Origin of the sequence: Bacillus sp. MRMR6, from assembly GCF_001940785.1 — a bacterium.
Classification (GTDB): Bacteria; Bacillota; Bacilli; order Bacillales; family Cytobacillaceae; genus Neobacillus.
The window spans coordinates 1-26,142 of record NZ_MSLS01000047.1 but is presented as its reverse complement, the minus strand read 5'-3'; the positions used below and the strand labels follow the sequence as shown (position 1 = coordinate 26,142).

Annotated in this window: 26 protein-coding genes and 6 pseudogenes; 21 read left to right on the top strand and 11 right to left on the bottom strand. The window is 40.4% G+C overall.

Going from position 1 to position 26,142, the window contains the following annotated elements; translation table 11 throughout:
- Together BTR25_RS25170 and BTR25_RS25165 are read left to right on the top strand one after the other, a co-directional pair.
- Positions 1 to 322, top strand: a pseudogene (locus BTR25_RS25170) (DoxX family membrane protein); the annotation flags it as partial.
- A gap of 177 nt (positions 323 to 499) precedes the next feature.
- The gene (locus BTR25_RS25165) at positions 500 to 1,642 is read left to right on the top strand and encodes a hypothetical protein (RefSeq protein WP_075690718.1); all 1,143 of its coding nucleotides are present in this window, start codon (positions 500 to 502) and stop codon (positions 1,640 to 1,642) included.
- Between the two features lie 53 nt (positions 1,643 to 1,695).
- On the opposite strand, the gene BTR25_RS25160 is transcribed toward BTR25_RS25165, so the two are convergent.
- Positions 1,696 to 2,283, bottom strand: a complete 588-nt coding sequence (locus BTR25_RS25160) for a hypothetical protein (RefSeq protein ID WP_075690717.1) — start codon at positions 2,281 to 2,283, stop codon at positions 1,696 to 1,698.
- A gap of 62 nt (positions 2,284 to 2,345) precedes the next feature.
- Here BTR25_RS25160 and BTR25_RS25155 point away from each other — a divergent pair, with 62 nt between their 5' ends.
- The 3 genes and pseudogenes from BTR25_RS25155 to BTR25_RS25145 all read left to right on the top strand — a co-directional run bounded on the left by BTR25_RS25155 (position 2,346) and on the right by BTR25_RS25145 (position 3,735).
- Complete coding sequence (locus tag BTR25_RS25155; RefSeq protein ID WP_139311339.1) at positions 2,346 to 2,849, top strand: hypothetical protein; 504 nt, start codon at positions 2,346 to 2,348, stop codon at positions 2,847 to 2,849.
- A gap of 76 nt (positions 2,850 to 2,925) precedes the next feature.
- Positions 2,926 to 3,197: pseudogene (locus BTR25_RS25150) on the top strand (HU family DNA-binding protein).
- 199 nt (positions 3,198 to 3,396) lie between these two features.
- Positions 3,397 to 3,735 carry a hypothetical protein gene (locus BTR25_RS25145; RefSeq protein ID WP_075690715.1) on the top strand — a complete coding sequence of 113 codons (339 nt, stop codon included), beginning with the start codon at positions 3,397 to 3,399 and terminating at the stop codon, positions 3,733 to 3,735.
- Positions 3,736 to 5,164: 1,429 nt separating this feature from the next.
- Here the strand turns inward: BTR25_RS25145 and BTR25_RS25135 are convergent.
- The 6 genes and pseudogenes from BTR25_RS25135 to BTR25_RS25110 all read right to left on the bottom strand — a co-directional run bounded on the left by BTR25_RS25135 (position 5,165) and on the right by BTR25_RS25110 (position 10,106).
- Positions 5,165 to 5,599, bottom strand: a complete 435-nt coding sequence (locus tag BTR25_RS25135) for a zinc-dependent alcohol dehydrogenase (protein ID WP_075690714.1) — start codon at positions 5,597 to 5,599, stop codon at positions 5,165 to 5,167.
- Positions 5,596 to 5,874: pseudogene (locus tag BTR25_RS25130) on the bottom strand (alcohol dehydrogenase catalytic domain-containing protein); the annotation flags it as partial. The gene BTR25_RS25135 and the pseudogene BTR25_RS25130, both read right to left, overlap by 4 nt.
- A 225-nt stretch (positions 5,875 to 6,099) precedes the next feature.
- Positions 6,100 to 7,377, bottom strand: coding sequence for a TRAP transporter large permease (locus tag BTR25_RS25125; protein ID WP_083652556.1), 1,278 nt, complete (start codon positions 7,375 to 7,377; stop codon positions 6,100 to 6,102).
- Positions 7,374 to 7,847, bottom strand: coding sequence for a TRAP transporter small permease (locus tag BTR25_RS25120; protein ID WP_075690712.1), 474 nt, complete (start codon positions 7,845 to 7,847; stop codon positions 7,374 to 7,376). The genes BTR25_RS25125 and BTR25_RS25120 overlap by 4 nt, the downstream gene beginning before the upstream one ends.
- A gap of 61 nt (positions 7,848 to 7,908) precedes the next feature.
- Entirely contained in the window at positions 7,909 to 8,931 is a 1,023-nt protein-coding gene (locus tag BTR25_RS25115) for a TRAP transporter substrate-binding protein (protein ID WP_075690711.1), read from the bottom strand.
- A gap of 155 nt (positions 8,932 to 9,086) precedes the next feature.
- Positions 9,087 to 10,106 (bottom strand): LacI family DNA-binding transcriptional regulator, encoded by a 1,020-nt coding sequence (locus BTR25_RS25110; RefSeq protein WP_075690710.1) that lies wholly within the window; start codon positions 10,104 to 10,106, stop codon positions 9,087 to 9,089.
- Positions 10,107 to 10,555: 449 nt separating this feature from the next.
- Here BTR25_RS25110 and BTR25_RS25105 point away from each other — a divergent pair, with 449 nt between their 5' ends.
- From BTR25_RS25105 to BTR25_RS25050, 12 genes and pseudogenes are all read left to right on the top strand, one after another.
- Positions 10,556 to 11,593 (top strand): LacI family DNA-binding transcriptional regulator, encoded by a 1,038-nt coding sequence (locus tag BTR25_RS25105; RefSeq protein WP_075690709.1) that lies wholly within the window; start codon positions 10,556 to 10,558, stop codon positions 11,591 to 11,593.
- Positions 11,594 to 11,618: 25 nt separating this feature from the next.
- Positions 11,619 to 11,819, top strand: a complete 201-nt coding sequence (locus BTR25_RS25100; RefSeq protein WP_075690708.1) for a hypothetical protein — start codon at positions 11,619 to 11,621, stop codon at positions 11,817 to 11,819.
- Positions 11,816 to 12,799, top strand: a complete 984-nt coding sequence (locus tag BTR25_RS25095) for a Gfo/Idh/MocA family protein (RefSeq protein ID WP_075690707.1) — start codon at positions 11,816 to 11,818, stop codon at positions 12,797 to 12,799. The genes BTR25_RS25100 and BTR25_RS25095 overlap by 4 nt, the downstream gene beginning before the upstream one ends.
- 253 nt (positions 12,800 to 13,052) lie before the next feature.
- The gene (locus tag BTR25_RS25090; protein WP_075690706.1) at positions 13,053 to 14,087 is read left to right on the top strand and encodes a zinc-dependent alcohol dehydrogenase; all 1,035 of its coding nucleotides are present in this window, start codon (positions 13,053 to 13,055) and stop codon (positions 14,085 to 14,087) included.
- Between the two features lie 39 nt (positions 14,088 to 14,126).
- Positions 14,127 to 15,074 (top strand): Gfo/Idh/MocA family protein, encoded by a 948-nt coding sequence (locus BTR25_RS25085; RefSeq protein WP_075690705.1) that lies wholly within the window; start codon positions 14,127 to 14,129, stop codon positions 15,072 to 15,074.
- An 11-nt stretch (positions 15,075 to 15,085) separates the two neighbouring features.
- Positions 15,086 to 15,988 (top strand): sugar phosphate isomerase/epimerase family protein, encoded by a 903-nt coding sequence (locus BTR25_RS25080; RefSeq protein ID WP_075690704.1) that lies wholly within the window; start codon positions 15,086 to 15,088, stop codon positions 15,986 to 15,988.
- A gap of 153 nt (positions 15,989 to 16,141) precedes the next feature.
- Positions 16,142 to 16,288, top strand: coding sequence for a TRAP transporter large permease subunit (locus BTR25_RS28710; protein WP_175596893.1), 147 nt, complete (start codon positions 16,142 to 16,144; stop codon positions 16,286 to 16,288).
- A 38-nt stretch (positions 16,289 to 16,326) separates the two neighbouring features.
- The gene (locus BTR25_RS25070; RefSeq protein ID WP_075690703.1) at positions 16,327 to 17,190 is read left to right on the top strand and encodes a sugar phosphate isomerase/epimerase family protein; all 864 of its coding nucleotides are present in this window, start codon (positions 16,327 to 16,329) and stop codon (positions 17,188 to 17,190) included.
- A 49-nt stretch (positions 17,191 to 17,239) separates the two neighbouring features.
- Positions 17,240 to 17,815, top strand: coding sequence for a P-loop nucleotide/nucleoside kinase family protein (locus BTR25_RS25065; protein WP_075690702.1), 576 nt, complete (start codon positions 17,240 to 17,242; stop codon positions 17,813 to 17,815).
- A 21-nt stretch (positions 17,816 to 17,836) separates the two neighbouring features.
- The gene (locus BTR25_RS25060; RefSeq protein ID WP_075690701.1) at positions 17,837 to 18,493 is read left to right on the top strand and encodes a bifunctional 2-keto-4-hydroxyglutarate aldolase/2-keto-3-deoxy-6-phosphogluconate aldolase; all 657 of its coding nucleotides are present in this window, start codon (positions 17,837 to 17,839) and stop codon (positions 18,491 to 18,493) included.
- A gap of 251 nt (positions 18,494 to 18,744) precedes the next feature.
- A pseudogene (locus tag BTR25_RS25055) lies at positions 18,745 to 18,904 on the top strand (IS6 family transposase); the annotation flags it as partial.
- A gap of 63 nt (positions 18,905 to 18,967) precedes the next feature.
- Positions 18,968 to 20,329: pseudogene (locus BTR25_RS25050) on the top strand (NADP-dependent glyceraldehyde-3-phosphate dehydrogenase); the annotation flags it as partial.
- 170 nt (positions 20,330 to 20,499) lie between these two features.
- On the opposite strand, the pseudogene BTR25_RS25045 reads toward BTR25_RS25050, so the two are convergent.
- Positions 20,500 to 20,989: pseudogene (locus BTR25_RS25045) on the bottom strand (IS66 family transposase); the annotation flags it as partial.
- A 131-nt stretch (positions 20,990 to 21,120) separates the two neighbouring features.
- Here BTR25_RS25045 and BTR25_RS25040 point away from each other — a divergent pair.
- From BTR25_RS25040 to BTR25_RS27930, 3 genes are all read left to right on the top strand, one after another.
- Positions 21,121 to 21,768: a tyrosine-type recombinase/integrase gene (locus BTR25_RS25040; protein WP_075690700.1), complete on the top strand. Its 648-nt coding sequence runs from the start codon at positions 21,121 to 21,123 to the stop codon at positions 21,766 to 21,768.
- Between the two features lie 128 nt (positions 21,769 to 21,896).
- Complete coding sequence (locus BTR25_RS25035) at positions 21,897 to 22,250, top strand: site-specific integrase (protein WP_139311337.1); 354 nt, start codon at positions 21,897 to 21,899, stop codon at positions 22,248 to 22,250.
- Positions 22,251 to 22,604: 354 nt separating this feature from the next.
- The gene (locus BTR25_RS27930) at positions 22,605 to 22,775 is read left to right on the top strand and encodes a hypothetical protein (RefSeq protein WP_175596892.1); all 171 of its coding nucleotides are present in this window, start codon (positions 22,605 to 22,607) and stop codon (positions 22,773 to 22,775) included.
- Positions 22,776 to 23,429: 654 nt separating this feature from the next.
- Here the strand turns inward: BTR25_RS27930 and BTR25_RS25030 are convergent.
- From BTR25_RS25030 to BTR25_RS25025, 3 genes are all read right to left on the bottom strand, one after another.
- Positions 23,430 to 24,242: a sugar phosphate isomerase/epimerase family protein gene (locus BTR25_RS25030; RefSeq protein WP_075690698.1), complete on the bottom strand. Its 813-nt coding sequence runs from the start codon at positions 24,240 to 24,242 to the stop codon at positions 23,430 to 23,432.
- Positions 24,232 to 24,399: a hypothetical protein gene (locus tag BTR25_RS27925; RefSeq protein WP_175596891.1), complete on the bottom strand. Its 168-nt coding sequence runs from the start codon at positions 24,397 to 24,399 to the stop codon at positions 24,232 to 24,234. Before BTR25_RS27925 ends, BTR25_RS25030 begins: the two co-directional genes overlap by 11 nt.
- Positions 24,400 to 24,495: 96 nt before the next feature.
- Positions 24,496 to 25,287, bottom strand: coding sequence for an SDR family NAD(P)-dependent oxidoreductase (locus tag BTR25_RS25025; protein ID WP_075690697.1), 792 nt, complete (start codon positions 25,285 to 25,287; stop codon positions 24,496 to 24,498).
- Positions 25,288 to 25,796: 509 nt separating this feature from the next.
- On the opposite strand from BTR25_RS25025, the gene BTR25_RS25020 reads away from it, so the two are divergent.
- Positions 25,797 to 26,142, top strand: a 346-nt coding sequence (locus tag BTR25_RS25020; protein WP_139311336.1) for a helix-turn-helix domain-containing protein, incomplete at its 3' end; no start/stop codon positions are given.

The following is a 26,142-nucleotide window of genomic DNA, read 5'->3' as shown; positions in this document are numbered from 1 at the left end:
CTGGTATGTGAGCTTCTTAGAAAGCTTTGCACTGCCAAACATCGAATTGTTCAACGTCCTTGTACCTTGGGGCGAAACATTAGTCGGTTTAGGCCTTTTACTTGGATGCTTCACAACAGCAGCAATGTTCTTTGGTCTAGTGATGAACTTCAGTTTCTTCCTAGCCGGAACTGTATCTCATAACCCAACAGACATCTTCTTAGGCTTCATCATCCTTGCTGCAGGCTTCAACGCAGGCAAATACGGCTTAGACCGCTGGGTCGTACCATTCATCAGAAAGACAGCTAAGACTTACATCAGTAAAGACAAGGCAACAGCATAACGGTGACAGGCACCACTAAAAGACAGTTCGTTCCCCCGCGAATTGTCTTTTTTTATGTTCTTTAACAAATGGTAAATAACTGGCATAATGGTAGGATAAGAGTTTATTATATTTTTAGAATAGTCTTGAAGATTGGAACAGCAAAGAAGCTCTATGGTTTAAGAGAGGGGAACTTGGATGAGAAGAAGGGGGACATTTTTACTTTTTATCAGTTTATTAGTTGGTGCAGTATTGACTCTATTGCTGGCTTTTTCTATTTTGGTTGAACCTTCTATAGAAATTACTGGGATCGAAAATAGAAAGGTCTATGCCACTCCTCCAGTCATTCAAATGGAAGATTATCTTGGGATCACTCTTGTTACCTTAAACGGAAAGGAGATAACCCCTGCTTACAGGGTAAACGAGAATGGCAGCTATACATTAGAGGGGGAGTCGACGCTTCTTTGGAAAAAGAAGAAGGTATCCTACAGTTTTGAAGTGGACGACAAACCGCCGGCAGAACCGGTCATAAAGGAGGGTGTCGACCAGGTTTACTTCAAACAGGCTAAGTTAACACTCGAGGAGGATGAACTGGCCACCTACGAGGTTAGCTTAAACGGAAAAGAGATTTCGCTCAAGCAGCCCATTCAACAGCCCGGAGACCATACCTTAACGATTACAGCGACGAAGCCTAATGGATTAACCGCAACGAGGGAATACTCCTTTACGATTGATGATAGGATGTATTCAGAACAAGAGATTAACCAATTCATCGACTTCTATTTCACCAATGATGTTCCAATGGTGTATAAGTTCTCAGGTGATATCGCCATTTATCTAGACGGGGATTATAACGAAGAAGATGTGAAAATGGTGGAAAGTACTATTGAACAGATTAAAGCTTTCTTCCCTTATGAAATCAGAATCGTTGAGACTCTTTCTTTTATAAAAGAAAATCGAACTGTTAGGATGGTTTTTACCCCTACCAAGAACTTTCAAGTGTATGATGTACATAATAAAGACGCTTGGGGTGTGGCCATGTCAACGAGAAACCATACGGTTTACGGCATCATGGAATCACTAGCCTTAATTGGAACAAATAGCGAAATAACAAGAGACTATCGAAACGCAGTCATTCTGCATGAACTTCTTCATGTCGTCGGATTGGTCAATCATGTCTCGTCACCTCAGAGCAGTTCACTTTTTCCTTACGCAAATAAGACAGTTGTATTGGCTGACCTTGAGAAAAAATTGGGTGAACTTCTATACCTGGGTGAGATAAAACCGAATATCAAAAAAGAAGAGGCTATAAAGCTATTAGAACAAAGAGTGGCTAATTGATAAAAAGGGTAGATACGCTCGGGTTTGAGTGTGTCTACCCTTTTATATGAATATTAATATTTAACCTTCTTCATGACGAAGGAATTATCACCGTACGTACTGTATTCTGGTGACCGTTCTCCTTTCGTTTCTGGGATGCTATAAGCACGGTCGGCGACAATCCACTCTACCGAATCGTCGGCATCTACCGTAATTTCAACCGTCACTTCTCCTACTTGGCCAACGACGTAGGTCCAAAGTAAAGGTTGATTCTTCGTATATTTGTTTTCTGTTAACTCTACCTCCTTACCGTTGATGACCAGCTTAAACACCTTTAAAGACGAAACAGACTGCATAAATATTTCTTCGGCCTGACGATTAGTTTTTAATTGGTATTCAATCGTTCGCTTATCAACGTTTGTTTTGTCCGATATTACCGTGATATTTGGTGCTTTCAAATCATATAAGCCGGCTTCGGAATAGGTTAGATTCCAGTTTAACAGAGGGAAGATATCAGAAGTATTACCTTTTTTGACCCCCTCGTTGATGTAATTTTCCGTGTATCCATCTAATGCATGTCTAGCACCCCAATAGGCTTTGTTCGTATCTTCATCATAAAAGTACGTAATATCGCTGGCTTTTTGGTGCTCGGCATTTGGCATGTTGTTAATCATCGTACTGTTTATTGCCGTTATTGGATCCTAGCCAAAAGAAAAATTACTTGTTGCTAATGATGATATTCGTTTTTGCTGCTTTGGTTATTATGTATGTTTTCAGCTTGCAATCGCAGCTGAAGGAAGTCAGAGCCAATCAGAGCAACTATGAAGATCAGATTAAATCTCTATCCTCTATCCAGAACACCGAGGCATTAAAGATCAATCAGGAGCTCCTTGAACATTTTTTCATCTATCAAACCACTGCAGAAAGATATAAAAATATTAAACCATTGATGACTGATCAAGGGTATAAAGCCACACATCCTTCCGGAACAGAACTTCCGGATACAGAAGAATCGGTTAAGTCATCCATGGTTGGCTTGAAGCCCTTTGAATACCAATTATCGAAAACAGAAGCTGAGTTTTTTAATGAATTTAAGCTTACTACTGAATTTAATGGTGTTGCTACTACTGACACGGTTATCGTCAAAACGTCACTGATTTATGTTAAGGATCAGGGTTGGAAGGTTGATGATGTTGAGTTTGTTGGTCAATTGACTGGACGTGAATAATAATAAAATGGAATACGATGTGAATATAGGCTATATTTTAGGCTCTACATAGTATGAATAAAAGAGGTGTATAAAAATGAATAAAACAGATTTAGTAAAAGCTGTATCAATGCAAGCCGAACTGACACAGAAAGATGCTGCAAGTGCTGTTGACGCCATATTTGAAACGATTTCTAATACACTTGCTAAAGAAGAGAAAATCCAATTAATCGGATTTGGTACGTTTGAAGTACGTGAACGTTCAGCTCGATAAGGGCTTAACCCACAAACAGGTGAGGAAATCGAGATTGCTGCTTCTAAGGGTCTGCTTTTAAGCCAGGTAAGGAATTAAAAGAAGCTGTTAAATAAAGGCAAAATATATTATTAAAATTAGTGTAAAAGATATTCTGGGGATGAGGCAGTTTCCGGAGTATTTTTTATTTAAATATGTTGGGTCGAATACACTCGCTCGTAATTATTAGGGCGCAAATGTTGAATTAATAAATCTTAGTGGAGAGGGATAAAATTGGCAAAATAAAAACGATTAACGACCAAAGAAGAGAAATATATGGATGAATGGATAGAAAAAATAAAAAATTGGAGGACGCAGCCCTTAGCGGGGACAGCGTTCTCTTTTTTTACATTCTTTAATAATATTTTTGTAAGGGAGGGTGGTACAGGTGTTTTTTCTATTGATTTTATTGATTATATTAATCGTAGTTATTTTTTGTTTATCCGTAAAGATAAAGAACAGATTTTAGATAGTTTTTCGCTCGGTGAGTTTTTAAACAACAACAACCTTGTTAACGAAAATAAAAGTATTGTTAGTCATTTAAATGACTTTTTCGATACAGATAGTGATGATGGAGGCGGAGACGGAAATGATGCTGATGATGGTGGAGAATAATTGTTTATGGTTGTAAAGATAACTCCAAACTTTTATAGAAAAATGGGGTTTTTTTAGAAGGAGAACAGGTACATTCATAATAAACGGAGAACCTGTTAATGAATATTCCCCTTATAGGGGTCCTACCAACAAAAAGCGGAAAACATACGCTAAGCAAATTTCGACATGAAAAAAACCGAGTTTTCCTACGCTAAGGAATATCGGTTTTTATTTTTATTGAATAAGAGGATGCAGTGAATTTAAACTAGGTGTTACATTTGAAACCATACGAGTGTAACAGAGCTGTTGTTTCTTTTAGGTTGAACGTATTCATAATTGTTGGATTTTCCTGATTTAATGATGTTTTTTCAAGTCTTTACTGCTTATTAAGGGAACCATCAAATCTTCCAAGTCAGCCCCTTAAACATAAGCTTTCTTAATTTACTATAAATACTATAAAAGTGAATACAGTTATCTGGGATTTAAAGAAACAAAAAAAACAGATAACTTTACATTGAATACTGTAAAGTCATCCGTTATAGATAGTTAAGATAAATGCGGATTTACAACGTTAAGGAAATTCCCATATAAAAAGCCTAATTCTCATTTAAATTGAGAAATTAGGCTTTTTTCGTTGCTCCGTTTAAGCGCCAACATTATCCAACTTGCTTAAATTGATTCATCACATTTAAAGTCATATCATTACATTGCTTTATAAAGTTGAGTATAAGTTTCGTTTCCCGTTCACTATATTGAGATAAAATTTCATAAGTGGATTCAAAGATCAATTCAAACATGGGTGAGATTTTATCCATCTTTTCAGGAACTGCCCTTAATACAGGCAGTAATATTGTCCTTATGGACATCCATACCGCATGCTCTTTCAATGACTACATCCATTGAAAACATCCTTTCTACGGCGATTATTATAATTAGAGGCTGGTGCAACAACCAGAATAGGATTAATCTACCATGTGTGCTTCCCGTAAGGGGGCGACAGTCAGTGGTGCACCGTGGTCGGTGGAGTCAGACTAACGGATGGGCTCTAATGCACCTTAGTTCAGCGACCTTCCTCTCCCAGCCGTAGAATCAGTATTGACGGTTAGTGACCATTTTCATTCTCTGTGGTGAAGCGCTGATTTTTGCGCTTCATGGATGACTAACGGGAAGACAATACCTCCCAGTTAGTGATATTTTCTGTGATAAACGTGTTATTTATGATGATCTAAAAAAACCAATTGACATACTCTATAGAGTATGTCAATTGGATCTATTTTAAGAGTGGTATAGTTTAATAAATACTAAGAATCTTGGAAATTAATAACCGTTTTAATAATTGTCCAGAAGCAGATGTAGTAAACGCTTCCTCTGCGTTATTTAAAGTATAAGTTTTTACAATCTTTTCAAAAGAAATAAATTGGGATATTAAAATATGCATAGCGATAGATTGCTAATTAGAACTATTATAAGGATATGACCCTTTAGCGCCAAAAAATTTTAACTCCTTGCGCATGATTGGAGACAAATTAAAATTATTAGCAGAATCATGATACACACTGCCTACTACGATATGAGCTCCGGTTCTCGCTATTTCAAATGCATCAGCCAACGCTCTAGGTGAACCGGAAGCTTCGATCACAATATCAGCTCCATGAGAACCGATTTCCTTTCTAATTTGTGCCTCCCAATCTGGACTTTGACGATTGACCACTTTATCAATTTTTAATTTAGCCGCTGATTCTAACCGATTAGGGTTCAAGTCTAACCCTATCACTTTGCCTGCACCTAAACTTTTAAGAATTTCGGCAGCGATAGCTCCTATAGCACCAAGACCAAAGATGACTACGCTTTGACCAACAGTTAAGTCGCAAACTCGACAATTCACAACACACAACTTATTGTTTCGTGCAGAGTTCCGTCAACAAAGCTAATATTCTTTGGAAGTGCAGTTAAAAATTTAAATGAATCAGAATGGGTAACTAAGGAGTAATCTGCAAATCCGCCTGGAAAAAGTACCTCATCTAAATTTTTGCAGTAATTTGGATGTCCATTAAGGCAATTCCAACAGTTTCCGCAACTTTTAATCATTTCGCTGGCGACAATATCCCCAACTTTTAAATTATTTACTCCTTGGCCAATCACAGTTACAATCCCGGTAAATTCATGGCCAAATGCCGGTCATCCCGGTGAACCTGCCATTGGGCCAAGTCACTTCCACAAACTCCACATGCCAAAACTTTCACCTTAACTGTACTGGAAGAACTTCGGGTTCTCTTTCTTCAATGATTTTGAGCTTATCTGTTTCTGGTATGATTAATCGTCTCAATGTTACAACATCCTTTGTTTTTACTATTCTTTCAAAATGGAGTACACCGACACCCTATCTTATGGCATTAGAACTTGTGGAATATATGTAGCCATTGCAGGAAAGAAAGTTACAGCGAATAATACAGTTAACATGATAAGCCATAACGGCACCATTGGTTTGATGACTCTCTCTATTGGAATTTTGGCAATACTTGCAGCAGTAAATAAAACAACACCAACAGGAGGGGTCAACTGGCCTAAAGCCATATTAATAACAAAAATAAGCCCAAAATGTATTGGATCTACTCCCAAACTAGTGACTACCGGAAAAAGAATAGGAGCTACAAGTAATATAATTGGGGTTGGATCTAAAAAAGTACCTAATATAAGTAAGAGGATAGTAATTAGAATTAACAAAACGTATTTATTATCAGAAATTGATAGCAAAAATTCCGATAACATTTCAGGAACATGTACATAAGTCAATACCCAGCCAAAGGCAGATGCTCCTGCAACAATTAGCATTACTGCTGCAGTAGTTAAAGATCCTTCTAAAAATATCCCAGGGATATCCTTGATTTTGATATGTTTGTATACGAACATTCCCAATATTAATGCATAAATACATGCTATAGCTCCTGCCTCTGTAGCGGTTACAACACCTCCAACAATACCTCCTATAATAATTACAGCTGTAAGTAGAGGTAAAATGGATTTGAAGAATCGCCTGATTATTTCCATCATCGATACACGTTCTTCTGTTGGATACAGATGCTTTCTTGAGACGTAGTAAGCATATACCATCATCAAAAGACCAATTGTGATCCCTGGAATGATACCACCTAAAAAGAGTCTGCCGATTGAAACATTAGCTGTTATTCCTAAAATAACCATCGGAATACTCGGCGGTATGATGATTCCTAACGTCCCTGCACTTGCGGTAAGAGCTGTTGTGAAACCAATATCATATTTTTTTGAACGCATGGCTGGGATCATAACAGAACCGATACTTGCTGAGTCAGCAACAGCTGAACCGGAAATACCTCCAAACAACATACTCCCCATGACATTTACTAGTGCCAATCCCCCACGAATGTGTCCTACTAGTCCATATGCAAAATTAATAATTAGCTTGGTTACTCCTCCACGGTCCATAATAATTCCTGCAGTAATAAAGAAGGGAATTGCAAGTAAAGAAAACGATTCTGTGGCTGTCTGGATAGACTGAATGATGGTGACCCCACCATTGCCGATCAGAAGCATCGCCCCTAATGAAGCCGTTAGTATGGCCAATGCTATAGGGACATTAATTAACATCAAGCCAAAAAAAACGATGAATAAGAAGGCTAAAATCAACTTAACTCACCAGCCTTTCTGAGGTTACTTATTATGTTTACAGTGATGTAATAAATCATTAACGCACATCCAATCGGTATTGGAGCAAAAGACCATGCTCTAGAGAAAGGTAAGGATGCCAATTCTTGATCTTTAAGAATCCATGTTACATTAGCTGAATATATAGTAATATAAAGTAATGCCAGATTAACCAATATTCCACCAATTACTAGTAAAACTTTCTGCCATGTTACACTGAATTTGTTAAAAAAGAAATCTATCACCATATGTGATTTAGAGGCTGTTGCTAAAGCACTGCCTAAAAATACAATCCAAACTAGCAGAAGCGTACTTATTTGGTCGGACCAAAAAATAGGTTTATGAAATAAGTATCTTCCGATTACGTTAAAGAAATTAACCAGAACAATAGTTATCAAAAAAATAGATACAAGCCATTCAATCAAATTCAACCGTTTTTTTTCACCATCCATACACTCTCACCTCTTAATAACAACTAGGGGCATAATATCCCCTAGTTGATTCTGTTTAAAACTACTGAGCTAACACTTTATCTATTAAATCTCCGCCAATTTTATCTCTATATTTATCTTGGATTTTTTTTCCGATTTTTTCAAAGGACTTTTTATCAACATCTGTAATAACGTTTAAACCATCCTTTTTCATATCCTCAAGTAAACCGGCAGCTTCCTGTTCATAAAGAGCCTTACCAGCTTCTGATGCTTGTTTTCCTGCTTCAAGAACAATTTTTTGGTCTTCAGCTGAAAGCTTATTCCAGGTTTTCATACTTATCATGAACAGGTTGGGATTAATGAAATGTTCAGTTTTGTTATAGTATTTTACAACTTCGTATTGTTTTGAATACCATAGGGCATCAGGTGAATTTTCAGCCCCGTCGACAACATGTGTTTTAAATGCAGTATAAAGTTCCCCAAATGGCAATGCTGTTGCGGACCCGCCAAATGCATTAATCGTGTCTACCATGATTGGGCTTTGGATGGAACGGATTTTAAGGCCTTCTAAATCTTTGGGACGACGGATTGGTTTATCAACTGTATAGAAGTTTCTTGTTCCTTGATCCATCCAGAAGAGACCTTTAACGCCTGCTTTCGTTTCTAGTTCTTTTAACATTTGTTTACCAATATCCCCATTCAAAACATTCCACATATGCTCAGAATCTCTTAAAATATAGGGTAAATCAAATACTTGGAAGGATGGAACAGTAGTACCGATTAAAGATGTACTAGTTTTACCCATATCAATTGAACCAAGCTTCATTCCTTCAAACAATTGATCTTCTTGTCCTAAACTACCATTGTCAAAAACCTCAACCTTTATATGTCCGTTCGATAACTCCTCGACCCTTTTAGCGAAGTCATGGATGATTTTGCCGTGAGGATAATCAGGAACTTGGTTGTGCCCAGCCTTTAACACAATTTGTTCCTTTTTGTCGGAAGATGAGTTGGAAGAAACTGTTTTATCTGTGTTTCCGCATGCTGTCGTAATTAATAGTAAAAATATTAAAGATATCAAAGCTAATGAACGAAAACTTTTCATTAAAATATACCCCTTCCCTTTGTTTAGATTACTAGACTAAGCAACTTTCAATTTGGGTTATGATTCACTGGTTTAATATATGCTATTATCTCCTCCTTCAATGGGTAGTTATGTTACCGTTAGAAAACGGTTACAAAAAATGCGTTAGGCAGAGCTTATTGTTTAAAACCGCCGCAACTTTGACGAATAATTTGAGTTGTTTCAAAAGTCAAAGATACGGGGTCTTCTACCTTATTTTCAATTACATCTAACAAAGTGTTCATGCAAGCTGCAGCCATCTCTTCTTCTGGCAAATGCACAGTTGATAATGAAGGAATAGTAAAACGGGTATGATCGTGATTATCGTGACTCATAACCTCAATATCATCGGGTATTTTAACTCCAGCCTCATGAAATGCAGCTAACCCTCCGGCGGCCATCGTATCATTAATGAAAAAAACAGCTGTGGGAAGTTCCTTTCTTTTTAACAGTTCTTTTACAGCATTATAGCCGCCTTCACCTGTATTTGATCCAATCACCACATGCTTGGGATCCACATATAAATTGTGAATGGCTGCTCCATTCATAAAGCCATCTCTGCGTTGGTAAATAGATTGGGACGCTAAGTCAGGAACAATGATACCTACATTTTTATGGCCTCTTTGTGCAAACAAATCAGCTACTTTCTTTCCTGAATTTAAAAAATCTACTTTAATAGAACTATATTTCGATGATTCCCGTTGGTAAAGGACAATGGGAACGTTTATTTGATTATTTTCTAAAAAGGTTAAATCCTCCTCTGATGTATAAGCAATGACTGCTCCATTAAATCTTGTACCCGTTATCAGACTTTCTACTTTATTAATTTTGGAGTTTTCGTATGGTTGAATTAATAGTTCAAATTCCCGGGTTTGATTCGAAATGAGGTTTTCAATCCCTTTTAAAAAACGGCCAATCAATGACGCACGTGTATCTAGTGTCCACAAAATAGCAACCACTGGGACCGCTTTCCCACCACTGCTTCGTAAGTGTCTGGCGGATATATTTGGCCGATAATTTAAAGCTTTAGCAGCCTCTAAAACCTTTTGCTGGGTAGAAGGTGATATCCTCATTTGATCGCCTTTACCATTAAGTACAAAGGAGGTTGTTCCTGTTGAAACTCCTGCTAATTTTGCAATTTCTCTAATGCTTGCCATATTATTTTCTCCCCAATTAAAACAATTTGCTTAAACGTTTTGCTTAAACGTTTTATGTGAATTATATTAATTTTTTCTTTTAAAAATGTCAACACAAAAATTGAATTATTCTGTAAATTAAAAAAATATATTGACAGAAATTCCAGCGAGTAATAGCATTTAATTAAATGCTTTAGTTAAACGTTTTAGCTAAACGTTTTAGCTAATGGCAGACAATGTTGGTGGCTTTTAGGTAAATACCGGAGGATTTGTGCCTATGCCTGGTACTGATCGGCGATTCTACAAGCCGAGCCATGGAAACAGGTCTGTGCGCCTTAGAACTTCCCTTTGATTTACTAAATATATATAAATTTATTAATAAAATGTTGACTAAACATTCGTAATAATATAAAATTTGCTTAAAATTGCTAAAGCGTTTTAGCATAACGTTTTAGCAGAAGGAGTGAATAATGGCTAGTATAAAAGAAATCGCAAAATTAGCAGGGGTTTCATTAGGTACTACTTCCTTCGTCCTAAATGGAAAAGGCGACCAAATGAGAATTTCTCAGGCGACACAACAGAAGATTTTTGATGTCGCACGGGAATTGGGTTATCGTCCCAATATTTCTGCACGTAGGTTAGGCGGTGGAAAAAGGGATGTTCCAGTTATAGCGATTCTCTGGGCTCTAGATACACGGTCCTATCTGATTGGCCGCTTTCTTGAGGGAATTCAGAAAAACCTTGTAGCTAAGAACCGAGAATTTGAGTTGTTAGTCCAGCCTTACGAAAACTCCAAGATAAATCAGGTGGAAAGCTTAATGTCAGGAACACAGTTTAATGGGGCAATCATTGCCAACGCTTCCGACCGTGATTTGGAATTTTTAGAGAGCCAGGAGATTAATGTTCCGATTGTTTTATATGTAAGGGATTCCAGTAAGTACAGCAACGTGAATGTGGATAATTTTGAAACAGGAAAAAAGGTTGCAGAATTATTCAAAAGTAGGGGGCATCAAAGAGTAGACATGGTGGTACCTAATATATCGTCCCAGGCGATACGCCTTCGAAAGGACGGTTTTATTAGTGGGGCTCAAACACATGGTCTGGAGCTATCCCCCGGAGGGTTACTATATGATGAAGTTTCCGAGGAAGGTGGATATAACGCCGCTAAACAGATCATTGAACAAGGGAATATTCCGACAGCGATGTTTTTCCCGATTGATACCATGGCTGTTGGTGCGTTAGCTGCATTCCATGAAGCAGGGATTCGCATTCCTGAGGACCTGGAAATTATCGGACACGATAATTATGATCATACACGTTTTAGTATTCCACCTCTCTCAACCGTCCATTTGCCAGTTGAAGAGATAGCTGTTACTTGTGTCAATACTCTACTGGACCTTATTGAAAGAAAAGTGGAAGCTCCTGTCTCTATTTCTTTTGAAACGTCATTTGTTTTTCGGAAGAGTTGTGGTGGGTTTCCCACTAGTAACAGTACAGATAATCAATAAGAAAGCAAAAGCAGGGAGGTAGGGTATGTATATTGCAGGACATACCATGGGTACGCCGGAATTATGCTTGAAAGGGGCAATTGATTTATTTGTGTCAATGGGCCTGGACGGAATCGAAATAGTAATTCAAGAGGAGTACAAATGTGGTTTATCACCGTTTGCAAGAAAGAATGAATTAAAAAGCATTCGAAGGCTTCTTGGTGAACTTAGGGAGGAAAAGGGATGAACAAGCCCAGAATTGCTTTAGTGGGAGCTAGTCACTGGCACGTCCCTTTATATGTGGAGGGCCTAAAACGCCTAAACGCTAATGTATGTGGGGTATCCGATGAAAACCAAGCTTATGCAAACCAGGTGGCAACAGAATTGGATACGATTTCTTATGGTAGCTTTGATGAACTGTTAGAAAAAACAAAGCCGGATTTTGTTTTTGCATTTGCGGAGCACGATCGAATGCCTCATTTGGCACACCGTTTAATTGATGACGGGATCCCATTTGCCATGGAAAAACCGGTAGGACTTGATTATAGAGAAGTCGAAGAATTAGCCCAACGGGCAGAAGCTAAAAATGTCTTTTGCTCTATTCCTTTCGTATGGAGATATAGTGAAGCAGTTACACGCCTACGATCTTTTCTCCAACATGATCCATGCATTCATTCGTCATTTCGTTTTGTGTCCGGCCCGCCACAGCGGTACATGCACAATGGTTCCCCATGGATGCTGGATGCTAGAAGGGCTGGGGGAGGTTGCATGACGAATCTTGGTGCCCATTTTATTGACCTTGGATTATATTTAACGCGCGAGAGTCAAGCAAGAGTTTTATCTGCAAGGCACCATTATACCTACGGTTATCCGGTTGAAGATTATTCGGTCGCTCTACTAACGACTCCTGGTGGCTCAACCATTACTTTAGAAACCGGATATGCCTATCCTATGGATTCGGTAAAGCAACGTGAGAATACTTGGAACATCGTGTCAAAAGATGGATTTCATACGCTTACTGAAGGCACATTAGAAAGCCGATTTAATCATCAAAAGCACCAAATGCTTTCTGTTATTACAAATTCTGATACAATGTATCCCATTTTCGTCAAAGAAACCTTAAACGATTGGATGAAGGGGAATCCACCTGCTGTAGATTTACGACAAATGGCCCTTGTTCGCAAAATACTGGATGACATTAACGAACAGGCAAGCAAAAACAAGTAAAGGATGACCAGTATGAAGAAAACTGGTTTTGGAATTATCGGTTGTAGCCCGATCGGTGCAATACATGCAAAAGCCATGAATAACCTACCAAACAAACGTATATTTGGTAGGGGTAACAGACGTAAATAGGAAGCTGGGAGAGAATCTGCTTATCAGACGGAAAGGTAGGCCTAAACAGCTTGAATCTAATGGAAGCACGCTATGAATCGAATGCATCCCAAAGCTAGGTTAAAGTGAAAGGTGTTTGAATATTTTGAAAAGAATTGTAATTAAGGAGACGGGAAAATTAGAGCTCATAGAGTCAGAACCGCTTAAGGCTCTCCACGGTACAGTCAAACTTAAAGTGTTGGCATGCGGAATCTGTGGCAGCGATGTCGCCTTGCTCCAAGGGCATAAGAATCTTACAAATGAACGATATTTTGGCCATGAATTCACAGGTGTTGTGGTCGAGACAGGCGGCGGTATAAAAGACCTCAAAGAAGGAATGCGTGTCACAAGCGGGCTGGTGCGTTCTTGTGGCGTTTGCTGGAATTGTAGGAATGGACATCCCAATTATTGCGGAAATTTAAATGACGTTTTGATGCCTGGTGGCTTTGCCAATGAGACGCTAATTTTACACAGTGAGTCCTTTCAATTTTTAACTCCATTGCCACCGGAGATTGACGATATTGCCGGAACTCTTCATGAGACCATCGGATGCGTTATGCGGATTGTAGAGCGTTCCGATTTAAAAGCCGGGCAATCGGTTGTGATCTTGGGATTGGGTGCAATAGGGGCGATAACGGCTGAAATCCTTAAGGGAATAGGAGCAGGAATCGTGATAGGGGTTGATTTGAATCCCCGCCGCATCGAGAGTGCTAGGGATTTAAAAATGGATCGAGTGATTAATCGTAGGGATGAGGATTGGCTTGATCAAATTTATCAAGCTGTTGGACCAAGAGGTGCTGATCTAGTCATAGAAGCAACCGGTTCTACCAACGCACTGGCAGATGCCTTTACCATGGCCCGCACAGGGGCACGGGTTGTCGTTGGAAGCGTTTATCATGATTTAGGAAATCACTTTGATTTCAAGCCGATTATGCGAAAAGAACTCACTGTTACGGGTGCCAAAGGGTCTTATCCATACATTTCTTCAGATGATCGATCAGTATGTCTACAACCAATCCGTAGTGGAATGTTGTCTTTAGATAAGTATTTTAAGGTTTATACTCCGGAAGAGGCAAAACAGGCATTCGAGGATGCCATTGTTGGGGATTCCATTAAACCAGTTATTCGTTTCAATTCATAAATAGCTTTTAAAAAATAAAACAAAGAGAGGGAACCGACCATGCAAAAAGAAAAAATTCGTGTAGGAATAATCGGTTTGGGCTCAATCGCTCATATTGCCCATCTGCCTATACTGTCCACAATCGAAAATGTCGAGATTTCTGCAGTAATGAGCCAAACATACAGCAAGGCGCAAAGCGTGGCTACAAAATTCGGGGCCAAGCAGGCTGTTCAGTCTTTGGATGAAATGGTTGCAGCAGGTATAGACTGCGCCTTCGTATTATCCCCCAAACAGGTTCATGCGGAATCGGTTATTCCGTTATTAAAAGCCGGCGTTGATGTATTTTGCGAAAAACCTTTGGCTATGACCCTTCGTGAATCCGAGGAAATGGTGAATGTAGCCGAGCAGACAAAGAAGATTTTAATGGTCGGATTCAACCGCCGTTTCGCTCCTGTTTACAGCAAAGCCAAAGCAGCCTATGGCGATCGCGTTCCCCATGCGGTTTTTGCCGAGAAAAACCGTCCGCAAACCGAATACCGCGCGACTTTGGAAAACGCTATCCACATGATCGACCTGATGCGCTGGTATTGCGGAGAATGCGATGAAGTCGAAGCATACTCGAATTTTGAGGATCCGTATTATGAATCTCTGGCTACCGCGCAACTCCGCTTTAAATCGGGGGCGATCGGATTGCTGCTCGCAAGCAGAAGCGCGGGACAGTGGGTAGAACGGATGGAGCTGTACGGACACAATCAAAGCGTATTCGTCGAATCTCCAGATTCGGTCCGGGTGGTGGACAATGAAAAAGAAACGACCGTAACGATGACACCGCTCGCGATGGGATGGGCAAGGGTCGAAGATAAGCTTGGCTTTAAGCAGTCCGTCGAACATTTCCTCGACTGCGTAGTCGAGCGCAAACAGCCATTAACGAATGGCGTCGATGCCTTAAAAACGCATGAATTAATGAACCTTATCTTGAAAAAAGCCGGATTGCCAGATTTGTCTTAGGAGGAGAAAACATGAAAATTGCCGGTCACACAATGGGAACACCTGAATTAAGTTTGTTGGAAGCAATTGATTTATTCGCTGATATGGGTTTGGACGGCATTGAAATTGTCGTTCAGGACGGATATAAAAGTGGTTTCTCTCCGGCGGCAGGAAAAGAAGAGATAGTAGATGTGAAAAAGGCTGCCGAACGCCGGGGATTGGAAATTGTTTGTCTGACTCCATACCTTTCGCATTATAATTCATTGGATGAACAAGTCCGCCAGCAGGAAGTGGAGCAGCTTAAGAAGATTATTGATCAGGCGCAGAATTTAAACGTTTCCTTTATTCGTATCTATGGCGGCAGCTTTAGTGGCGATGAGCAGGATCCCAACGGAGAGAAACGCAAACGTTTGGTTCAATCCATGCGGGAAGCGGGAGATTATGCGGCCAAAGCCGGTGTAACGCTGATTATTGAAAACCATTTTAACACAATGACTGTTACCGCAACGGAAACGGCAGAAATTTTGGCCGAAATCAACCATCCTGCGGTAAAATCGCTTTACGATCAGGCGAATTTGGCTTTTGTCGGCGCAGAGGAGTACACGAAGGCGATCCCGGTGCAGGATGGATTTATTGCATTGGTTCACGCAAAAGATTTGGTATTCCGCGAAGGGAAAGGTCCTTTCAAAGCTTCATCCGTCTCTCATGTATCGGAAGATGAAAGAACGGTAAATTCCAGGGTAATCGGACAAGGAATTTTACCATGGCCGGAAATTCTGAAATCGCTCAAGGAACATGGTTTCGATGGATGGTTATCGATGGAATATGAACGCCGCTGGCATCCGCAGGATTTGCCTCATGCTTCGGAAGGAATGGCGGAAGGGGCACGATATCTGAGACAATGTCTGAAGTCACTGGAGGAAGAGACGGTATGAAAAAACCTGTTGTTGCGCTCATAGGAGCCAGCCACTGGCACGTTCCTCTCTATATCAACGGAATCAAGCAGTATTGACCTACGCACATGTGCCTGAAAACCTGGTGCAATTGCTGCTCGGCATCACAGAGAACAAATATTTCCTGTTCGTTTTTTGATCAATGTATTTTTGCTTATTCTTGGAATCCTTTTAGATTATAAACCTATCGTTCTGCTGGTTGCGCCGATTCTTTATCCAATTGTCATGACCATCAGCGTAGACCCTATTCAGTTTGAATCTATGTTTCTCGCATTTTTGTAGTTTATTTCTAAATTATTCATGTCGTAAGGAGAATGTATATGCAAATTGCTATCATGACCGATGAACTGTCCTCTGACCTGGAAACCGCATTGGAAATAGGAATGGATTGGGGAATCCGCCATTTTGAACTGCGCGGGATCGGTTCGGAACGGGTGGGCGCTTTGTCCCCCTTTTCAACCCATCATATGTATCAGACCATTGAGCAGACAGGAGCTACTATCGCCGCCCTGTCTCCGGGAATATTCAAAATACCTTTAGTCGATCCGAACGTTCCCGAAGGTTTCCAGGTGCTTCGTTGGCAGGATACCGAAGAATTTTATTTCAGAAAAAATGCCATTCAAAAGCTCGAAGACCACCTCAATGTTCTTTTACCGGAATCGTTAGCTATTGCAAAACGTTTGGGCGTTAAAACCGTTGTTATCTTCGGTGTTAACCGGCCTGATGGAGTATCTTCGGACGATTGTCCCGAGTTCGTAATCGATCTGCTTCGTGAAGCCGCCAAAAAGGCGGGAGAGGCGGGAATCACGCTAGCTTTGGAAAACGAACATATTTGTTTCGCCGATAGCGCAGAGCATACGGCTCGCATCATCGAGAAAATTGATCATCCTAACTTGCGCATCAACTGGGATCCCGCTAACGCTTATTATGCAGGAGAGGATCCATATCCTTTCGGTTATCAATTTGTGAAGGATTACGTAGCCCATGTTCATTTCAAGGATGCGGTTACCGATCCAAACGGCCATTGCCGATATGTCGTTGAAGGAAGCATCCGTTGGGAACAACAGTTGGAGCAGCTTCAAAAAGACGGATACAAAGGCTTCGTTACCATTGAAACTCACTGTCGTCCTAAAATCGCAAGCGCGCGCCAAACGTTAGAGCGGATTCGCAAGGTTTTGGGATAATATCCATCGCTAAATACGTGATCGCTATCTTTTAGGGAGGAATCGCTTTTTGGAACCAACTGTCATATTTTTAATCGGAGCCGCCGGATCTGGAAAATCGACTATCGGTAAGCTGATCGCATCCGAGTATAACTTTTGCTACCTCGATAAAGATATTGTCTGCAACCGGTTTACCGGTTTGCTGCTGGAATTGCAGGGCCATTCTCCCCATGAGCGGGACGGCTGCGTGTTTTACAGAGAAAGGGTAATGGATCTTGAATACCAGACGTTGCTTGACATTGCCAATTTCAACTTGCAGCTTGGCCTGTCGGTCGTGCTGGATGCGCCTTTCCTCAGTTACTTTTCAGAAAGAAACTTTATTAACGAGTTGAGGGAAAAATACGATTGGCAAAACGTCAAACCGCTGGTACTGCAGGTCACGCTTGATTTTGGGGTGTTAAAGGAAAGAATGCAGGCGCGGGCGCTTGAGCGGGACACTTCGAAATTTGCTGACTGGGATGGTTTTGTAAAAGGTATTCAAGAAAAACGGTGCCTATGGGAAGATATCGAAATAAAACAGATTGATAACAGCGCGTCGACGGTAGATTTGCAAACAATGCATGAAGCGTTGTCGTTTGACAAGTAAAATGATCGGGAGGAATCCATTATGTGGAGAAAACTGGACAATTTAAACAAGATAACGGATACCGGTATTGTTCTAATCATTCGTTTGGATAGTGAGAAGGAGGCTCTGGAGGTAGCAGAGGCTGCCATTGAGGGCGGAATAAAAGCGCTTGAAATTACGATGAGCGTTCCGAATGCGTTAAATGTGATCAACACCTTGTCGCAAAAATATAAAGATGTGTTAATCGGCGCAGGTACGATTTTGGACGGTGAAACCGCCAGAGCGGCTATTTTGGCCGGTGCCGAGCTTTTAGTCAGTCCGCAGCTGAATCAGGAAATGATCAAGATGGCTAACCGTTACCAGGCGATTACGATCAGCGGTGCTTTTACGCCGAAGGAAGTGTTGGAGAGTCTTGAAGCAGGCGCGGACATTGTAAAGCTGTTCCCAGCGGAAGCGGTGGGACCGCAATATATAAAAGCCGTCAGGGCTCCGTTATCCCAGGCCGCGATCGCGCCGACAGGCGGAGTAACCCCGCAAAATGTGCATGAATGGCTGCAGGCCGGTTGTGTAGCGGTTGGTGTAGGTAGCTACATCACGAAGGCGGCACAGAAAGATGGCGATTACAGCAAGGTAACGGCCGCTGCAAAAGAGTTTCTTCAGGCGGTTGAATCGGCGCGTAAGTCATTAAGGAACATATGAGTATTAAACATCTAATCTCTTATTAATTTTAATGAGAGATTGGGTGTTTTATTATTTGTACCTTTTGCTGAAAACACAATGGAATAACCTAGTTAAATTCCTATTATGAATTGGGTAAAAACTCTTCTTTTAATTCGATTTTACTTTTCTACTTAGAAAAGGGTTCTGGTGCAAAAACTTCAAGACAGTTGCAAGTGATCTCTATCTTGGACATACTGATGCTATTACTCTACAAGAGTTGTGTGATTGGGATGGAAAAGGACAATTTGTTCAAATGGAAGCACTATCAGCCTGATATTTTTACTGTAAGATGGTACCTACGGTAACAAGCCTCAGTTTTCGTGATTTAGTCGAAATGATGGAAGAATGAGGCTTTTGGCTCACACAACGATTATGTGGTATTTGCACCAGAACCGCCTAAAATGAAAATAGGAACTTTTAAATATGTAGCCATTAGAGATTAATCAATTTTAAATCACTTCGCCCTATCTTTATGAAGTGATTGGAGAAGTACAAGCCATTACAACGGAAGAGGTAGATGAGGCCATTTATTATGCTCATATTGCACAAAAAGGCTGGGCAGAATCTTCACTTCAGGAACGGGCGAAGTTTTTGTATAAATGGGCAGATGAATTAGAAAACATGCAGGATGAAATTGCTGAAGTTATTATGAAGGAAGTAGGAAAAAGCTACAAGGATGCAAAGAGTGAAGTCGTTCGTACTGCAACTTTTATTCGATACACGGTAGAAGAAGCCTTGCATATGAATGGTGAAAGTTTGAAAGGAGACAGCTTTCCAGGTGGTTCAAAGTCAAAGATTGCGATTGTTGATCGTGTTCCGCTTGGTGTTGTCTTGGCCATCCCTCCGTTTAACTATCCGGTCAATTTAGCTGCAGCTAAACTGGCACCAGCCCTTATTTCAGGAAATGCAGTCATCTTTAAACCTGCCACACAAGGAGCAATCAGTGGTATTAAAATGATTGAGGCTCTTCATAAGGCCAACCTTCCAAAAGGACTGGTTAATATCGTAACAGCCCGTGGTTCCGTTATTGGTGATTACTAGCATGAAGGAATTAATATGATTTCCTTTACTGGTGGAACAAATACCGGAACTCGCTTAGCGAAAAAAGCAGCCATGATCCCACTTGTCCTTGAACTTGGCGGGAAAGACCCCGGGATTGTACGTGAAGATGCTGATTTAAACGAAGCAGCCAAACATATTATCAGCGGTGCATTCTCCTATTCCGGTCAGCGCTGCACAGCGATTAAACGCGTATTAGTTCATAACAGCGTGGCAGACGAGCTTGCTTCTATTTTAAAAGAAGAAATTGATAAATTGGCGGTCGGCTCTCCGGAAAAGGGCAGCACGGTAGTCCCGTTAATTGATGAACAATCTGCTGACTTTGTTCAAGGGTTAATTGAGGATGCGATTGAAAAAGGGGCAATTCTTTTAACAGGAAATAAGCGTGAACGCAATTTAATTTATCCTACTCTTCTCGATCATGTGACAGAAGATATGGCCATAGCCTGGGAAGAACCCTTCGGGCCTGTGCTTCCAATCATCCGTGTATCATCTGATGAAGAAGCGATCAATATTGCCAATAAATCTGAATTTGGCTTACAGGCAAGTGTCTTTACCAAAAATATAAACAAAGCATTTGCGATTGCGAATAAAATGGTAACAGGCTCTGTTCAAATTAATGGACGTACGGAACGTGGCCCTGATCATTTCCCATTTATCGGAGTTAAAGGATCAGGTATGGGATCTCAAGGAATCCGAAAGAGCATTGAATCGATGACACGTGAAAAAGTAACTATATTAAATCTTGCCGAGTAATCTAAATTTGTAAAATTGTAACTTGAATTCGTAATAGGGGGGTCCTTGTTGGCCCTTTTTTATTTAGTTCCTTTTGAAGTTTTAAAGGCAATTAGCGTTGCTTTGGTTGTTAGCAATTCAGCCGTCTTTCTTAGTAGTTTAAAATGCCTGAACCAATTACGGCACCCACAAAATGCTTTTAGTCCATTTGCTCTGTTTAAAGTATATTCAGCTGCTTTTGCTAGAGCATTTTTGCCGAAGAATGGTGATTTTTCAACCCAGTCCAGAAACTTTTCAACGATTGGCTTCGAGTATTTTTGCCGTTTTTTTCTTCGCTTACTCGGAGACAAATGCTTAAATTGCCTTTCAAGTCGATATAAATCATCGCAATATTTCACTCCAATTTGACCATTCTTGCTATCGGCTTTCAGCCAATAACGACGAACATGTGTCAAAGGTAACGCCTTCTATTTTGTCATAGGCTGAATAACCATCACAGACAATCGTTCCGGAATAATCTTCAATGAAGGTTTCAAGAACTGGCCGTGCACGTGATAATGAACTTTGAAACAGGACAATCGTGGGACCTCAACTAGGTACACTTCGATATACCCAATTATAGGCATTTGTTTGACCGGATTTTCCATCGGAACGATTGATAATTTGTCCATACGTTTCATCTTATGGTGAGCCATATATTATGTAAAAATGTTTAGGTCAGTGTGGATTTCCTACAATATTATGAACCTTTTATGTTTCTTAACTTTACATAACATTTTGATGCTATTCTCTAACTAAGGAGGTGTATTAAAATGGCCTCGAGAAAACTTCTTCTAAATTATGCTATTTATTCTGACATCTTACAGGAATACTTGAATCTAGATGAATTCAAAAACCTTTCTCCTTTGACTATTTCATTAAAAAGATTAACCATCACTTCATTAATGAATTTTCTTGGCAATAATAATGTAATGGAATTCCATTTTTGTAGGCAAAATCATGTAACAGAATATTTAAATTCAATTTCTGATTTATCGTCATCCACAATCAGCGCATGCACATTTATTTTGCGCCATTTCTTTAATTATCTCCATAGAATATACATTATTTTGTTTTCAGGTGATAAATTATTTCCTGTCATTTTTACTAATAAAGGGGAACGAATTCTATCATTCTATTCTATTGAAGAAATAAAGCGGGTAATTAGTACAGTTGACAGAAGTTCGCTATATGGAAAACGTGACTTTGCAGTCATATTACTAGCTGCAGAACTGGGGATTCGTTCTGGCGACATTGTATGTCTAAAGTTATCTGATATTCATTGGGAACGTAATACAATTGAATTCATACAACATAAAACGAAAGTTTTTAACCAGTTTCCGTTACTAGAAAATGTTAAATATGCGTTAATTGATTACACAAAAAACACCATCCTTTCCACATTGTTACAAAAAGAATAGCGTTTTTTTCGTTATGGGGGTAATGATTTGTCTTAGCTGTTGCCTGACGTATCCGGTCATGAGCATCGTCCGTTATATCAGCATCGTCATGAAACCGCTGGATCAACAGTCCAACGAAAACCTCATTGGTGAAAGGGGTATGGGAGGGACTTCAGCGAAAGATTGGAATTAAAGAAGAAGGGAAAGAAGCGGTTTGGCTGCATGAGTTGCGCCAAGTCATTGAAAGGATCCCACAAGATCAATTGATTGGGGTTCGCAACCGTGCATTATTGGTCATCGGATGGGCTGGAGCTTTACGTCGAAGTGAAGTGGTTGGGTTAAACGTTGAAGATATATCGAAAACACGGGACGGAAGACTTCAAGAGAGATTACATTCTGATAATATACCTTCAAATAAAATTATTGAGATTGAAAGAAAAATTGAAAAATTAGAAATAAAACTAGAGGAATATTCTAACTTATACGAACAAAGTAAATTTTAAGACAACATTTAGAAAATCTTATGTTTTTTGTATGATGAGAGATGCAAGAGTTTGATAAATAAATTTTGAAAATTAAGTTTCAACATGAGAATGAAGCAGATCATCAGATTATGAAGCAGACGAAACGTAAGAAAAGTTATTCGTTGCTGCAGCGATATATTTATGAAGGAACCTAGTGTTAGGCTAACCAGGAGTAGCAAAGCCAAAATCGCTTTGAAACTCCTGCTAAGTCATTAGGTTTCACACGATTTACTAAAGCTTTTCAGGCAAGTCGGCTTAAAACCAAGCCGATCCTTGATCTTGGTTTTCGCCAACATTGGTTGGGAGACATCACAGAGAAAGGAGGAATGAAACATGATTGTATCACTATTACTTACATTGATTATCATCATTGCAGGAATGTGGGTTGTATTAGGCATATATGACTTATTCAAAAGTGAAATAGCCCGTTCACTTCTCATTCAAGCTTACGGACTATTCGCGGGACTATTGACCATTCGTTGGATAATGATCTCGTTCTTTTAGAAAGAAAGGGGAAGTCACACCTTCCCCTTTTTTCGTTGATTTAAGTATAACATATTGGGAGGTTGGAAACATGGAAAAAATAAAGGAAAACCTTGAGAGTACTATGGAGGATCTAAATTATTAGTTACTGTGAACTTTTCCTTCAGGTATTCCTGAAAGGCTATCAAGACTAGATTACGCTATTTGTTTTTGTCAAGCCATCATCTTATAATTTTTACTATATATTTAATTTGGAACTAAAAAGCTGGATTCTCCTACGCTAGGGAGCTCCGGCTTTCATTACATTCAATGACAGTATAGACTGTAGATCAGTCTTACTATTGGATTTGAATGTGTATTCCCCAAGGAAATTAATATGCTCCCACGCAAGAGGCAAAGATTGTCTATGTCAGAGAAAAAAAGGATTAGGAGGCTTTTACCTTCCTAATCCTTACTAATGTCTTTTTATACCGTTCGTAGCCAATAGCAAAATACGGTATTTGAGTATCAAGGGCACGAGCCTCTTGAGTCACGACACTCCCACGCTCAACTGCGGAGAGCCGCCGCGGTGAACCTGGGCGGGGTGGGGCTTCGGTCGCGCCACTCCGGCCTTCACCACAAAACCAGCGACAATTCAAATTCAGAAGTATTTGAACAAAATAGCTCAGATTGAAATTAGTTGCCCAATTTCCAGCCTTTATTTCTGAGATTATAAATTGCACTGCTAAATTCAACTAATGTGTTGTCCTCGCGAATAATCTCGAGGACAACATTACTTACCCCGCATGTTGCTTCAACGGCATCACCTAATCCTTCGAAATCTACGACTCCAGTTCCAATTGGATCATGACCCCATGTTTCCAAACCCGTATCAGAAATGTGCACAAGCGCAATGTCGGCTTGATACGAGCGCAAACTTGCTACGGGATCCTCCCCTATGTAAGCAGCATTGGCGACGTCGTAAACTATCTTAATTACATCATCGTTGACCGTACTGACGACACCCGCCAGGTCGCGGATGGTAGGGGTGAAGCAATAAGGAGTATTTTCTAAGAGGAGTCGTACACCAGCCTGTTTGGCCAGTGGAATCAAATTATCCAGACTCTCATACATCCATCCGTAAACTTTGTCGAGTGATGGTGAAATCATAGGGCGTCTTGTACCAGGGGATATCACAACATCGGGGACATCCCAAGCTACAGCTAGGTCAATCACAGACTTAATGTGCTCAATACTGTTGAGGCGCATATTAGCGCCAGGGCTAGACAGATTGATGTCATATCCACCGGCATTGAGCGATCTGATTTTCGCGCCGTATTCAGTGAGTCTTGCTCTCATGGCCGACCGATCCGAGACGGATAGTTCATCCGGCCAACAGTGTGGGGCGCTGATTGGAACTTCAAAGTTTTTGTACCCATTGTCTATTAATTCCGCAACTGCATCAATCGCCGTAGACGACCATAAATACGAAAACGTATTAATAATCATATCGACACATCCTCTCGGTTAAATGACGTCTTCTTAAATACCAGGCAAAGGAATCCCCCACGGCCACCTGGCCTGTCTCATAGCTAACGTAACCTGGAATAATCCCATTTTCTACAATCCCGCATACACCTTCAAGGGCACGAGCCTCTTGAGTCATGACACTCCCACGCTCAACTGCGGAGAGCCCCCTCAATGGCCCATGACCGCATAGTCGTGGCGAGAAAACCTCATTCTCCTACGAGCACATCCAGCCTTACGAGTTGGAGCTTGGGCGACCGGGAATATGGCTAAGAATAGACTTTGAGAAGCCGCCATCGACGCAAATGTCTTGCCCGGTAACATAGCCCGATAGCGGGCTTACAAGAAATTCAATCACATTCGCGATATCCATGGGGTCTCCAATTCTCGAAAGTGGAATAATATCTTCCCTTGCTTTCTTAATCTGGGGGTCGGTGTACATTTTTTCAGTCATAGGTGTATGAGTCATGCCTGGAGATACCACATTTACACGAATACCGTCAGGTGCCCACTCCAAAGCGAGCGTCTGGGCTAGCATTGTCAGGGCAGCTTTGCTGGGGCTATAAGCACCCGATCCGGCGTGTGGTAACTGGCCAGACATTGAAGACGTAAAACAAGCCGAACCGCGACTACGCTTCAAATGCGCGTAGCTTGCTTTGGCGAGAAGCCACGCGCCGCGGAGGTTCACGGAGAACATATAGTCCCAGTCCTCGACAGATAAGTCGCATACTGCGCCAGGGCTAGCGATTCCAGCATTCGCTATCAACCCATCCAGGCCACCAAATTCGGCTACAGCAGCTTCTACGAGTTGACTTGGTACGTCGGGATCACGGAGGTCACCCACCAATGCGATGGCAGTACCTCCCATTGACTGAATTGAGCGAACAACTTGCTCTTGGGTAGTACTCAATTTATGTCCACACACCGCGATTTGCGGCTGCACGCCCCGATCAAGAGCCGCCTCAGCGATCCTCAAACATGTAGACGCGCCTATGCCGCTACTTCCGCCACTGACCAAAACTCTCATTGCGCATGCTCCTCTCTAATAGATACTAATCTGGTACAAGAAGTCAGTTCTTTCCCCATATTCCATTGTTCACTCCTTATGCTAAAACGTTATGCTAAATCGCTTTAGCTTAATTTTACATTATTACGAATATTTAATCAACATTTTATTGAAAAACTATTTTGTTTTTTAGTAAACATTTTAAATAATTAATTTACACCTCTATGAGTCTAAATCTACATTAAGAGATAAGGCATTTTTGATATTTTTTACAATTAAATATTCTCTTAGGCTCACTTTAATAAGGCTTATGAATGGGCCAAAGAAACCTTCGGAACCATGAAAATTAAACACAATCTTTATAAAACCTATAAAAGAGGCATTGAAAAAATTCACGAGCAATGTCTTGTAACTGCTAAACTAAAATCAACAGTTTCTGCTCGATAGGAATGAACACTTTTTTACCAAAATAATCATCAGCTAAGCTATTATGATTTTATAACATTATATTTAGCTGGAGGATTTGAAAGGTGGAAAAATTACTATTGTATGTTGAGATTCATCAACTCAAAAATCARGGATTTAAAATTGCAGCCATTGCGAAAAAATTAGATATTTCTAGAAACACTGTGTATAAGTATTTGAATATGAACTTTGATGAAGCAACTGAATGGGTACAAACAACCAGTAATAGATCAAAGAAATTAGACCTACATCGTGACCTTATATTAAAGTGGCTTAAAGAACATCCAGATCTATCTTCTGCACAAGTGGAGGACTGGCTAAGAGAGAAATTCCCTACTATAGACATTGGCAGCAGTACTGTACGAGGTTATGTTAGCGGAATACGAGATTTTTATCATATCCCAAAAGTGG

Excerpts from the sequence above, each read along its gene's own strand:
- BTR25_RS25165 (WP_075690718.1), top strand. The coding sequence starts at position 500 with ATGAGAAGAAGGGGGACATTTTTACTTTTTATCAGTTTATTAGTTGGT.
- BTR25_RS25160 (WP_075690717.1), bottom strand. The coding sequence starts at position 2,283 with ATGCCAAATGCCGAGCACCAAAAAGCCAGCGATATTACGTACTTTTAT.
- BTR25_RS25145 (WP_075690715.1), top strand. The coding sequence starts at position 3,397 with ATGGATGAATGGATAGAAAAAATAAAAAATTGGAGGACGCAGCCCTTA.
- BTR25_RS25120 (WP_075690712.1), bottom strand. The coding sequence starts at position 7,847 with ATGGATGGTGAAAAAAAACGGTTGAATTTGATTGAATGGCTTGTATCT.
- BTR25_RS25115 (WP_075690711.1), bottom strand. The coding sequence starts at position 8,931 with ATGAAAAGTTTTCGTTCATTAGCTTTGATATCTTTAATATTTTTACTA.
- BTR25_RS25110 (WP_075690710.1), bottom strand. The coding sequence starts at position 10,106 with ATGGCAAGCATTAGAGAAATTGCAAAATTAGCAGGAGTTTCAACAGGA.
- BTR25_RS25105 (WP_075690709.1), top strand. The coding sequence starts at position 10,556 with ATGGCTAGTATAAAAGAAATCGCAAAATTAGCAGGGGTTTCATTAGGT.
- BTR25_RS25100 (WP_075690708.1), top strand. The coding sequence starts at position 11,619 with ATGTATATTGCAGGACATACCATGGGTACGCCGGAATTATGCTTGAAA.
- BTR25_RS25095 (WP_075690707.1), top strand. The coding sequence starts at position 11,816 with ATGAACAAGCCCAGAATTGCTTTAGTGGGAGCTAGTCACTGGCACGTC.
- BTR25_RS25085 (WP_075690705.1), top strand. The coding sequence starts at position 14,127 with ATGCAAAAAGAAAAAATTCGTGTAGGAATAATCGGTTTGGGCTCAATC.
- BTR25_RS25080 (WP_075690704.1), top strand. The coding sequence starts at position 15,086 with ATGAAAATTGCCGGTCACACAATGGGAACACCTGAATTAAGTTTGTTG.
- BTR25_RS25070 (WP_075690703.1), top strand. The coding sequence starts at position 16,327 with ATGCAAATTGCTATCATGACCGATGAACTGTCCTCTGACCTGGAAACC.
- BTR25_RS25060 (WP_075690701.1), top strand. The coding sequence starts at position 17,837 with ATGTGGAGAAAACTGGACAATTTAAACAAGATAACGGATACCGGTATT.
- BTR25_RS25040 (WP_075690700.1), top strand. The coding sequence starts at position 21,121 with ATGGCCTCGAGAAAACTTCTTCTAAATTATGCTATTTATTCTGACATC.
- BTR25_RS27930 (WP_175596892.1), top strand. The coding sequence starts at position 22,605 with ATGATTGTATCACTATTACTTACATTGATTATCATCATTGCAGGAATG.
- BTR25_RS25030 (WP_075690698.1), bottom strand. The coding sequence starts at position 24,242 with ATGATTATTAATACGTTTTCGTATTTATGGTCGTCTACGGCGATTGAT.
- BTR25_RS27925 (WP_175596891.1), bottom strand. The coding sequence starts at position 24,399 with ATGACTCAAGAGGCTCGTGCCCTTGAAGGTGTATGCGGGATTGTAGAA.
- BTR25_RS25025 (WP_075690697.1), bottom strand. The coding sequence starts at position 25,287 with ATGAGAGTTTTGGTCAGTGGCGGAAGTAGCGGCATAGGCGCGTCTACA.